The 10,641-nt window shown below is 72.7% G+C and carries 9 protein-coding genes; 6 read left to right on the top strand and 3 right to left on the bottom strand.

What is annotated here, in order from left to right:
• Nucleotides 1-70 precede the first annotated feature (70 nt).
• From VF330_RS23475 to VF330_RS23450, 6 genes are all read left to right on the top strand, one after another.
• Complete coding sequence (locus tag VF330_RS23475; RefSeq protein WP_330853817.1) at nucleotides 71-592, top strand: helix-turn-helix domain-containing protein; 522 nt, start codon at nucleotides 71-73, stop codon at nucleotides 590-592.
• 17 nt (nucleotides 593-609) lie between these two features.
• Nucleotides 610-1,050 carry an NUDIX hydrolase gene (locus VF330_RS23470; RefSeq protein WP_330853816.1) on the top strand — a complete coding sequence of 147 codons (441 nt, stop codon included), beginning with the start codon at nucleotides 610-612 and terminating at the stop codon, nucleotides 1,048-1,050.
• Between the two features lie 39 nt (nucleotides 1,051-1,089).
• Nucleotides 1,090-1,983 carry an AraC family transcriptional regulator gene (locus VF330_RS23465; RefSeq protein WP_330853815.1) on the top strand — a complete coding sequence of 298 codons (894 nt, stop codon included), beginning with the start codon at nucleotides 1,090-1,092 and terminating at the stop codon, nucleotides 1,981-1,983.
• 71 nt (nucleotides 1,984-2,054) lie between these two features.
• Nucleotides 2,055-3,857, top strand: a complete 1,803-nt coding sequence (locus VF330_RS23460) for an FAD-dependent monooxygenase (RefSeq protein WP_330853814.1) — start codon at nucleotides 2,055-2,057, stop codon at nucleotides 3,855-3,857.
• On the top strand, nucleotides 3,854-4,891 hold the full coding sequence (locus tag VF330_RS23455; RefSeq protein WP_330853813.1) for a maleylacetate reductase: 1,038 nt from the start codon (nucleotides 3,854-3,856) through the stop codon (nucleotides 4,889-4,891). Before VF330_RS23460 ends, VF330_RS23455 begins: the two co-directional genes overlap by 4 nt.
• Nucleotides 4,888-5,769: a dioxygenase gene (locus tag VF330_RS23450; RefSeq protein WP_330853812.1), complete on the top strand. Its 882-nt coding sequence runs from the start codon at nucleotides 4,888-4,890 to the stop codon at nucleotides 5,767-5,769. Before VF330_RS23455 ends, VF330_RS23450 begins: the two co-directional genes overlap by 4 nt.
• Nucleotides 5,770-5,779: 10 nt before the next feature.
• Here VF330_RS23450 and VF330_RS23445 read toward each other — a convergent pair whose 3' ends face one another.
• The 3 genes from VF330_RS23445 to VF330_RS23435 form a co-directional block, all read right to left on the bottom strand.
• Complete coding sequence (locus VF330_RS23445; RefSeq protein ID WP_330853811.1) at nucleotides 5,780-8,770, bottom strand: DPP IV N-terminal domain-containing protein; 2,991 nt, start codon at nucleotides 8,768-8,770, stop codon at nucleotides 5,780-5,782.
• A 119-nt stretch (nucleotides 8,771-8,889) separates the two neighbouring features.
• On the bottom strand, nucleotides 8,890-10,167 hold the full coding sequence (locus tag VF330_RS23440) for a PIN-like domain-containing protein (protein ID WP_330853810.1): 1,278 nt from the start codon (nucleotides 10,165-10,167) through the stop codon (nucleotides 8,890-8,892).
• 74 nt (nucleotides 10,168-10,241) lie between these two features.
• The gene (locus tag VF330_RS23435; RefSeq protein WP_330853809.1) at nucleotides 10,242-10,631 is read right to left on the bottom strand and encodes a hypothetical protein; all 390 of its coding nucleotides are present in this window, start codon (nucleotides 10,629-10,631) and stop codon (nucleotides 10,242-10,244) included.
• Nucleotides 10,632-10,641 lie beyond the last annotated feature (10 nt).

Below are 10,641 nucleotides of genomic sequence, written 5' to 3'. Positions count from 1 at the left end.
TCATTTCCGGAGTCATCACTCCGGATAATACGGAGTCGATACTCCGGTTGGCAACGGCGAAGATGGCGGCATGCGGAGCGACGCGCGGGCGAACCGGGACCGGGTGCTGGCCGCGGCCGAGGAGGTCTTCGCCGAGTCCGGTGACGCGGGGTCGACCGAGGAGGTCGCGCGCAGGGCCGGCGTCGGCATCGGCACCGTGTTCCGGCACTTCCCCACCAAGCGGGCGCTGGTCGAGGCCGCGGTCGTGCGCCACCTGACCCTGCTCGCGGAGACGGCGCGGTCGCGCGGTGACGACGCCGGGCTCGCGTTCCGGGAGACCTTCCGCGAGATGGTGTCCGGCGCTCCGGCGAAGGTGGCGCTGCTGGGGTTGCTGGAGGAGCACACCGGCGAGGTGGCCGCCGCGGCCGCCGGGGTGCGCGAGGCCGTGCGGGAGCTGCTGACCCGCGCCCAGCAGGCGGGCGAGGTGCGGGCGGACGCGACCGTGGACGAGATCTACGTGCTGTTCGACGCGCTCGCCCGCGCCAGGGGCGAACGGGCCGTCGTGGACCGCGCGGTCGACGTGGTGCTCGACGGGCTGTCGCCCCGCGGGTGATCACCTACGGTGGGCTGATGGCCGACCGCCACCTCATCGACGTCCACGTCCTGCTCGTCCGCGACGACGAGGTGCTGCTCTCCCGCCGCCGCGACCCCGACCCGCGCTTCGACGGCCTCTGGCACCTGCCCTCCGGCAAGCTCGACGCGGGCGAGTCGGTGGTGCGCGCCGCCGCCCGCGAGGCGTTCGAGGAGATCGGCGTGGTCGTCGAGGCGGACGACCTGCGGCACGTGCACACGTTGCACGCCAACGGAACCGGCGTGGAACCGCGGCTGGGCCTGTTCTTCGAGGTGCGGCGGTGGAGCGGCGAGCCGGTCAACCGGGAGCCGGCGAAGTGCTCGGAGCTGGGGTGGTTCCGGCTGGACGCGTTGCCGGAGGACCTGATCCCGTACCCGGCCGCCGGGCTCGCCGCGTACCGGGCGGGGACGCGGTTCGCGGCCCTCGGGTGGGAGCGCTAGCACTCCCCCGTTCCGCCCACAGCGGGTTACCGTGGACGGATGGCACTCGTGCACCCGCCCGGCCTGACCAGGTTCCGGACGCACGACCTGCCCGGCGCGCGCAGGCTGGCCGGGTGGGAGGAGCACAACGCCCGCGCCCTGGTGGGACTGCGGGTCACGCCGCAGGAAGGCCGTGCGTTCGACGGGACCGAGGTGAACCTGTCCCTGCCCGGCCTGCAGGTCGCCCACGTGACCGGGTCCCCGCACGCCGTCGAACGGGACGTCCGGCAGATCGCGCAGTGCCCCGCCGACGGGGTGGTCGTCTACTTCATGCTCACCGGTGAGAGCCGCCTCGAGCACCGGGGCGGCCAGGAACGGGTCGGGCCCGGCCAAGCGCTCGTGCTGGACGGCGACCGGCCGTTCCGGCGCGAGTTCTCCGACGGACTCACCGAACTGGTGCTGAAGGTGCCGCGGCGTGGACCCGTGCGGCCCCGGGTGGTCAGCTTCCACGACGACGCGCACGCGCGGGCGCTGGTGGCGGCGCTGTCGGGGGCGTTGCGCGGCCCGGCCGACTGGGACGGGCTGGAGCGGACCGCGACCGACCTGCTCGACGCGCTCCTCGGCACCCGCACCCCGGAGGCCGCCCTGGCCGCCGCGCACGCGTTCATTACCGCTCACCTGCACGAACAGGAGCTGTGCGCGCACCGCGTCGCGGCCGCGATCGGGTACTCGGAACGCCACCTCTCCCGCCTGTTCGCGCGCTCCGGCGAGAGCGTGCCGCAGGCCATCCTGAACGCCCGCCTCGACGCGGCCCGGCGCCTGCTGGTCGAACCGGTCCCGCTGGCCGACGTGGCCGCGCGCACCGGGTTCGTCTCCCAGGCGCACTTCTCCCGCACCTACCGGGCGCGGTTCGGCGTCACGCCCCGCCAGGACAGGGCGACGCTCCGCTCCTGAGTTTTGCCTGTTTCCGCCACATGCGGGCGCGCGGCCCTTCTCGAGCCCCGCGGACTGCCAGCGTGTCCGGCATGGTGACTTTCCACGACGGTCTCGCCGAGACGTCCCCGCCGGCGCACGCCGTGGTCGAGACCGACGTGCTCGTCGTCGGGTCGGGTCCGGCCGGGGCCTCCGCGGCGCTGTTCCTGTCCACGCTGGGCGTGCCGAACATCATGATCACCAAGTACCGGTGGACGGCGAACACGCCCCGCGCGCACATCACCAACCAGCGCACGATGGAGATCTTCCGCGACGTCGGCGTGGAGGACCAGGTGCTCGCGGACGCCACCCCGCACCACCTGATCGGCGACACGGTGTTCTGCACGTCCATCACCGGCGAGGAGATCGGCCGCATCCTCACCTGGGGCACCCACCCCGCGCGGCACGCCGACCACGAGCTCGCCTCGCCGTCGCTCAACTGCGACATCCCGCAGACCTACCTGGAGCCGGTCCTCGTCCGCAACGCGGCGGCCCGCGGCACGCAGACCCGGTTCAGCACCGAGTACCTGAGCCACGAGCAGGACGCCGGCGGCGTCACCGTCCGGGCGCTCGACCGGCTCACCGGCGCCGAGTACTCGATCCGCGCGAAGTACCTGATCGGCGCGGACGGCGCGCGGTCCGCCGTGGCCGCCGACGCCGGCCTGCCCTACGAGGGTCGGATGGACGTCGCCGGGTCCATGAACATCACCTTCAAGGCCGACCTCGCGGAGCTGTGCCGGCACCGGCCGTCGGTGCTGTACTGGGTGATCCAGCCCGGCGCGAACGTCGGCGGCATCGGCGCCGGGCTCGTGCGCATGGTGCGGCCGTGGAACGAATGGCTGGTCGTGTGGGGCTTCGACCTCTCGCAGGGCGTGCCCGAGGTCAGCGAGGACGACGCGTTGCGGATCGTGCGCAACCTCGTCGGCGATCCCGGCCTGGACGCGGAGATCACCGGGATCTCGTTGTGGGGCAACAACGAGCAGTACGCGACGCGGTTGCAGCGGGGCCGGGTGTTCTGCGCGGGCGACGCCGTGCACAAGCACCCGCCGAGCAACGGCCTGGGCTCGAACACGTCGATCCAGGACGCGTACAACCTGGCGTGGAAGCTCGCGTCGGTCCTGAACGGACAGGCCGGTCCCGCGCTGCTCGACACCTACACCGACGAACGCGCTCCCGTCGCACGGCAGATCGTGTTGCGCGCCAACAAGTCCGCCCGCGAGTTCGGCGCCCTGTTCGAGGCGCTCGGGCTCGACGCGACGCAGTCGGCGGAGCGGATGGAGGCGCTCATCGAGGAGCGCAAGGACGCGAGCCCCGCCGGTGCCGCCAAGCGCGCCGCCGTCCGCGAGGCCATGGAACTGAAGAACTACGAGTTCAACGCGCACGGCGTGGAGATGGGCCAGTCGTACGAGTCGAGCGCCGTGGTCCCGGACGGCACGACCCGTCCCGCGCCGGCCCGCGACCCCGAGCTGTTCTACGAGCCATCGACCTGGCCCGGCGCCCGGCTGCCGCACGCGTGGGTCGGCGACAGCAGGAGCAAGCTCTCCACGCTCGACCTGGTGCCGTACGGGCAGTTCACGCTGCTGACGGGCGTCACGGGCGAGGCGTGGGCGGACGCGGCGCGCAAGGTCGCCGACCGGCTCGGCGTGCCGCTGCGGACCGTCGTCATCGGGCCGGGGCAGGCGGTGACCGACCTGTACTTCGACTGGTCGCGGCTGTCCGGTGTGGACGAGGATGGTGCCGTGCTGGTGCGGCCCGACAAGCACGTCGCCTGGCGCGCACCTCGTCTTCCCGCCGATCCGGAGGCCGACCTGATGTCCGTCCTGACCACCGTCCTGAGCCGGGAGGAAAGCGCGTGAGCCGGCAGTTCGACCACGTCACGCTCGGCCAGCGGGTGCGGTTCGGCACCGGCGCGGCCGCCGGCCACCTCGCCGCGGAGGTCGAGCGCCTGGGCGCCCGGCGGGTGCTGCTGATCGGCGGGAGGACCGCCGCCGAGGTGGCCGCGCGGATCGACGTGGCGGCGCGTTGCACGGACGTGGCCCCGCACGTCCCCGTCGAGAACGCCGAACGGGCCCGCGCGGTCGCCGCCGAGTCCGGCGCCGACCTGCTGGTGTGCGTCGGCGGCGGGTCGACGACCGGGCTGGCCAAGGCGGTCGCGCTGACCACCGGCCTGCCGATCGTCGCCGTGCCCACGACGTACGCGGGGTCGGAGGCGACGAACGTGTGGGGCCTGACCGAGGCCGCGCGCAAGACCACCGGCGTCGACGACCGGGTCCTGCCCGTCACCGTCGTCTACGACGCGGCCCTGACGTCCTCGATGCCGCTGGACCTGTCGATCGCCTCGGGCTGCAACGCGCTGGCGCACTGCGTCGACTCGCTGTGGGCCCCGCGCGCCGACCCGATCAACCAGGCCCTCGCCGTCGAGGGCGCACGGGCGCTGGCCGCCGGCCTGCGGTCGATCAGCAAGGACCCGGGCGACCTCGACGGCCGCGAGCAGACCCTCTACGGCGCCTACCTGGCCGCGGTGGCGTTCGCCTCCGCCGGTTCGGGGCTGCACCACAAGATCTGCCACGTGCTGGGCGGCGCGTACAACCTCCCGCACGCCCTGACCCACACGGCGGTCCTGCCGTACGTGCTGGCGTTCAACGGTTCCGCGGCTCCCGAGGCGGCGGAGAGGATCGCCGGCGTCCTCGGCGGTGACCTGGCGTCCCTCTACGACGAGATCGGCGCGTCCCACGTGCTGCGAGGCGTGCCGGACGTCCGCGAGGCCGCCCGTCTCGTCCTGCCGTCCGTTCCGCCGTCGAACCCGCGGCCGGTCAGCGAGGACGACCTCGCCGAGCTGCTCTCCGCCGCGCAGGCGGGCCTGAACCCGACCGAGTGGAGCCGAGCATGACCACCGACGCACAGCGGCAGGTCGAGGAGGGCCTGACGGCCGAGGTGATCGCGTCGTTCGCCCGCACTCCGGACCCGCGGCTCAAGGAGCTGATGGAGGCGCTGACGCGGCACCTGCACGCGTTCATCCGCGAGACGCGCCTGACCGAGCAGGAGTGGACGAAGGCGATCGAGTTCCTCACCGCGGTCGGCCACACCACCGACGACCGGCGGCAGGAGTTCATCCTGCTGTCCGACGTGCTGGGCGCCTCGATGCAGACCATCGCCGTGAACAACGAGGCCCACGGCGACGCCACGGAGGCGACGGTGTTCGGGCCGTTCTTCGTCGAGGAGTCGCCGCTGGTCGACGACGGCGGTGACATCGCGGGGGACGCCGCGGGAACCCCGTGCTGGGTCGAGGGAACGGTCCGCGACACCGACGGCAACCCCGTCCCGGGCGCGCGGATCGAGGTGTGGGAGGCCGACGAGGACGGCTTCTACGACGTCCAGTACACCGATGAACGCGTGGCGGGCCGCGGCCACCTGTTCTCCCGGCCCGATGGCGGCTTCTCCTTCTGGTGCGTCACTCCGACGCCGTACCCGATCCCGCACGACGGCCCGGTCGGCGCGCTCCTGGACGCCGTCGGCCGCTCCCCCGTGCGTGCCGCCCACCTGCACTTCATGGTGACCGCGGCGAACTACCGCACGCTCGTCACGCACATCTTCGTCGAGGGCGACCCGCAGCTGGAGGTCGGCGACTCCGTGTTCGGCGTGAAGGAGTCGCTCGTCAAGCGGTTCGCCGACCAGCCGGCGGGCACACCGGCGCCGGACGGGAGGGCGCTCGGCGACAAGCCGTGGGCGCGCTCCCGCTTCGACATCGTCCTGGCACCCGCCCGCTAGTCGAACCGGGTCAGTGGTCGCAGCAGACGTGCTCCGCCCACTCCGGTTCGTGCCACCAGTGCCGGTTCTCCGCTGACGGCGACGGGTCCAGCGCGGCGGACGCGGTGGTGACCTGCCGGTCGCGGTACGGCGCCAGCAGGTCGGCCGTGGTGTGCAGCCGCCCGCCCACCATGACCTGCTGGACGGCCGCCGCCGCCTTGATGTCCCGCAACGGGTCCCCGGTGACGAACGCGATGTCCGCCGGCGCGCCCGGCTTGATCGCGCCGAGCGGCAGGCCGAGCCAGCGCGCCGGGTTGCGGGTCGCGGTGATGAGCGCTTCCCGTGGCGTGAAGCCGAACTTCACCATCGCGCGCAGGTTCATGTGCGTGGCGGTGGCCGGGGCGTCGAGCGGCGCGTCCGTGCCGCAGATGACCAGTCCGCCGCCGCGGTGCACGGCCAGGGCGAACTCGACCCAGTTCTTCAGGATCGCGATCGACGACGTGGCGCCGCCGCTGTTCGCGTCGGCGAGGTAGCGCTCGTACTCCCACGGCGGGAAGAGCACGCGGGTGCGTTCGTCGGTGACCAGCGACGTGTCCTCGGCGAACAGCGCGCGGTTGTGGAACAGGGTCGGCGTCATCGACATGCCCGACGCGGTGAACAGCGACACCACGTCCTGGTAGGCCTTGCCCGTCCGCGTGACGGTGTGGGAGTAGCCGAGGCGGTTGGTGGCGCCGACGTGCTCCATGCCGTCCATGCCGAGGTTGGCGGCCGGGTAGAGGTAGTGCGACGACAGCGGCACCTTCGACCGCCGCACGGCGGCGCGCTGGAGCTCGACGGGCAGCCGCACGTAGGTCTTGATCATGTCGTAGCCGAGCTCGTGGGCGCGGCGCAGCTCCAGGTCGAGCTGGGCCTTGCTGAGCGTCGGGCGCATGAAGTTGTAGTAGACGCGCGACCCGTCGACGGCCTCGCCGGTGGCGTAGAACCGCGGCCCAGTCAGGGTTCCGGCGGCGAGCGCCTCGCGGGTCTCGACCATCTGGTAGACCGGGTCGCCGGGCGAACGGACCGTCGTGATGCCGTAGGCCAGCCAGACGTTGCCCTGCCGCGCGCCCCACTGGCGGCCGCGCAGGTGCCAGTGGTTGTGGGCGTCGATCAGGCCGGGGATGGCGGTGGCGCCCGACAGGTCGACGTCCGCACGTCCCCGGTGCGGCCGCACGTCCTCGACCTTGCCGTCCCGCACGACGATGTCGACGTTCTGTTCGAGGCCGTCCGCCTCGCCGTCCCAGTAGGCGCCGACGCGCACGACCTTCTGGTCGGGAGCCTTGGGCTTGCGCCAGTTGAGGTTCACGCGGATCGTGGTCGTCTTGCCGTCCAATGTGGACTTCCGCAGGCGGCCGTTGTTGAGGTACACCAGGTCGTTGCCGTGCCACGCCAGCGAGTCGGTGACCTCGCGGGTCACCTGCCGCGGCTGTCCCTGGAAGTTCCCCTTGGCGTCGACGGCGACCACCCACGCGACGCTCTCGACGACGAACGCGATGCTCTTGCCGTCCGGCGACCACACCGGCCCGTCGTCGCCGCGCGTCGCGATGGAGCGGAACGGCATGGGTTCGGTGTACCGGAGCTCGCCGCTGACGAGGTCGACCGACAGGATCTGGCTCGTGCCCTCGCGGAACCGGCGCGAGAACGGCTTCACCGCGGCGAGCGCGACCGTGTTCCCGTCCTTCGACCAGGTCGGCCTGCCGGGCTGGAACAGCGTCGGCGTGACCTGCCGGCGTCCGGCGGAGTCCACGACCCAGACCTGGCCGTCCTGGTCGACGTAGGCGACCTTCGTGCCGTCCGGCGAGAACCGCGGCGTGGTCTGCGCGCCGGGGGCCGGCGCGTACAGCTTCTCCTCACCGGTCTCGAGGTCCCGCAACCACAACTGCGCGACGCCCGTCCGGTCGCTGGCGTAGAGCAGCTTCGTGCCGTCGGGCGAGAAGTCGGGATCGCTGTCGAAGTAGCGGCCGTCGGTCAGCTTGGTGAGCTTGCCGTTCTCGAGCAGGTGGATCGCGTTGAGCGCCCGGAACGCGATCGTGCCGTCGCTCGACACGACGGGGCTCGCGATCCCCTTGACGGGTCCGCCGGTGAGGTTCTTCGTGCGGTGCCGCTCGACCTTCCTGACCGGAACGGTGGCCTCGAACGGGATGTCCTTCGTGGACCCGCCGACCCGGCTGCGGATCTTGCCGTCGGCCGTGTACAGCACGGTGTCGCCGTCCCAGACGGGTGCGAACCCGAACACGTCCTGCCCGGTCACCACCGCCGTCGTCCCGAGCACCAGCTCGGCCTGCCCCGGCCGGACCACCGTGTAGCTGGGCTGCTCGCCCGGCCCGAACGCGGCCCCGAACAGCTGAGCGCCCGCGGGCGCCGTGACCAGCCGCTCCTTGGTGCCGTCCAACGACACGACGTCCACGGTGGCCGTGCCCGTGACGTAGATGATCCGCTTGCCGTCGCGCGACCACTGGGGCGCGGCGGCGTCGTCCGGCGCGCCGGTGAGCTGGGTGATCTGGTGGGTGGCGACGTCGAGCACGTGCACGCCGTAGCTCCCGGCCCGGTCGCTGACGAACGCGATCTTCGTGCCGTCGGGCGAGAAGGCGGGCTCGCGGTGGTCGTACCTGCCGCTGGTGAGCTGCGTGAGCCCGCGCCCGTCGAGCCCGATGACGTACAGGTGGTAGTTGCCGTCCCGGTAGGACTGGAACGCGATCCGGCCGCCGGGCCCGAACGACGGCAGCGTCGCGTCCTGCAGCTCGTCGGTCAGCTTGCGGGCCCGGCCGCCCGCCGCCGGCAGCACCCAGATCGCGGTGACGAGGTCGATGGCGAGCCACCGGCCGTCCGGCGACCGCGACACCGAGATGTTGGTGCCCTGCGTCAGCTTCACGCCCTCGCCCGGCTCCGCCCGCGCGGTGCCGATCGTGAGCGTGGAGGCGGCGGTGGCGACGGCGGCGGCCTGGCCGGTGCGGGTCAGCAGTTCGCGACGAGACAGTTCCACGGCTCCCCCAAGCGTTGATCCCCTGGAGGACCCACCCTGCCACCGGGACACCGCCGCACATCCACCGTTCGGCCCAGCGCCCACCCGCTGAGACGACGCGGTCACGCAGTGTGAGGACGTCAGTCCTGTCTCGGCAGACCGGCAGCCCGCTGGGCCAGCGCTTCCAGCAGCGGCGGGACCTCGTCCGGCACGCTGAAGTACGAGGTCCTGACCCCGTCCGGGTAGCGGGCGACGAAGATCTGCGGGACGCCGGGCGGAACCACCCCGCGTGCCTGCAGGACGGCGGTGAGCCGGTGGTAGGGCCGGGTGAACCCGCGCAGCATCCGCTCGTCGGAGTAGTCGCCGAGCACGTACACCTCTTCACGGCTGACCCGGCCGCGCTTGTCCGGTGTGGCGAGGCGGAGTGCGGCGGCCTGCACCGGCGCCTGGTCGTCGAGCTGCTCCAGCAGCGCGGCCACCGCGTCGAGAGTCCACTCGGCGGTCGCGGGCTCCTCGGCGGCCTCGTCGTCGGCGACGCGGCTCGCGTCCGCGGAGGACTCCCGGTCCACGACCACCTCCAGCACGAACGCGCGGGCGAGCAGGTCCGTGGGGCGCATGAGGAACAGCCGCCGCCCGGTCAGGGCGCCGTACTCGAGGGCGAGCTCCGGGCGGGGCCCGATGAAGTCCGCGCCCTGGCGCCACCACCAGTCCTCCTTCTCGTCGCGGGTCACGATGAGGAGGTCCCGGTCCTGGCCCGCCGCGTACCGGGTGGCCTGGTACCAGACGAGGTAGTCGCCGGCGCCGCCGTCGGCGGAGTCGTCGTCCTGCTTGTCGGCGTCCTTGTAGCCGGGCGGCACCTCGGCGTCGATGCGGCGGTTCGCCTCGGCGACGCACTCCGCGTGCTCCTCGTCGGGCAGCCGCGGGGTGACCCTGCCGGCGAGCAGCTCCTCCAGCTGTTCGAGGATCGGGTCGCCCACGCGCTCCGCGTCGGCCTCCGCGAGCGCCTGCTCGAGCTCGTCCTGCAGAGAGCCGACGAAGTCGTCGACCTGTGCGGTGAGCCCGGCGACCTCGCCGGCGTTGACGCCCACGGCCTTCGCCCAGTTCCGCAGGGTGTCGTTCATGGACCGCGCGGCCTTGCCGAGCGCGTCGCTGGCGGACTTCGTCGCGCCGCGCGGGCTGCCCTGCGAGCGCTGGCGGTGCCGCCAGAACTCCCGCAGGGCCTGGTGCGGGACGACCAGCCGGTCTCCCAGGCCCTGCAGGGTCTTGATCAGGTCGTTCGACGTCTGGGACGCGAACCGGTAGAGGTCGAGCAGCACGTTCGCGTCGACGGCGACGACCGCCTCGCGCAGCGCCGAGTCCAGCTCCTCCGGTGACGCGATCTTGTAGCCGGCGAACTCCCCGTCGTACAGGCCATTCATGACCGTCTGATCGCACCCGGTCGCCCTGCGTTAGCCGAGCGCGGGCCGTTCATTCGAACGGCCCACGGGACGGGTCAGAGCGCGAGAGCACCTTCGATGCGGGCCACCATCGCGTTCTCCGAGTCGACCACCACGCCGTCCGCCTCCGCCACCTCGCGGCAGATCGCCAGCACGGCGCGCGGGAAGTCGGCGGCGTCCTCCGGCGACTTCGCGGACAGCGTCTTCATCGACGACCGCAGCGCCTCGAGGATGACCGGCTCGATCTCCTCGTCGCTCCCGCTCGGCACGGACGGACGCGCGCCGCCGAGCACGCCGCGCAGGTCGTGCGACAGGTGGGTGAGGGCGCGCAGGCCGGCGAACCGCTCCTCCAGCACGGGGCCGGGGTCCGCGTGGGAGACCAGCAGCATGGCGCCGTACACGGCGGTGCGCAGCGTGCGGCTCTCCTCGTCGGTGTAGAAGATCATGTCGCTCACT

The sequence above is a fragment of the Lentzea sp. genome (genome assembly GCF_036380075.1).
Lineage (GTDB): Bacteria > Actinomycetota > Actinomycetes > Mycobacteriales > Pseudonocardiaceae > Lentzea.
This window is presented reverse-complemented; position numbering and strand designations above follow the sequence as displayed.

What these genes read in the sequence shown, in the direction of transcription:
- VF330_RS23475 (WP_330853817.1), top strand. Translation starts at nt 71, where the DNA reads ATGCGGAGCGACGCGCGGGCGAACCGGGACCGGGTGCTGGCCGCGGCC.
- VF330_RS23470 (WP_330853816.1), top strand. Translation starts at nt 610, where the DNA reads ATGGCCGACCGCCACCTCATCGACGTCCACGTCCTGCTCGTCCGCGAC.
- VF330_RS23465 (WP_330853815.1), top strand. Translation starts at nt 1,090, where the DNA reads ATGGCACTCGTGCACCCGCCCGGCCTGACCAGGTTCCGGACGCACGAC.
- VF330_RS23460 (WP_330853814.1), top strand. Translation starts at nt 2,055, where the DNA reads ATGGTGACTTTCCACGACGGTCTCGCCGAGACGTCCCCGCCGGCGCAC.
- VF330_RS23450 (WP_330853812.1), top strand. Translation starts at nt 4,888, where the DNA reads ATGACCACCGACGCACAGCGGCAGGTCGAGGAGGGCCTGACGGCCGAG.
- VF330_RS23440 (WP_330853810.1), bottom strand. Translation starts at nt 10,167, where the DNA reads ATGAATGGCCTGTACGACGGGGAGTTCGCCGGCTACAAGATCGCGTCA.
- VF330_RS23435 (WP_330853809.1), bottom strand. Translation starts at nt 10,631, where the DNA reads ATGATCTTCTACACCGACGAGGAGAGCCGCACGCTGCGCACCGCCGTG.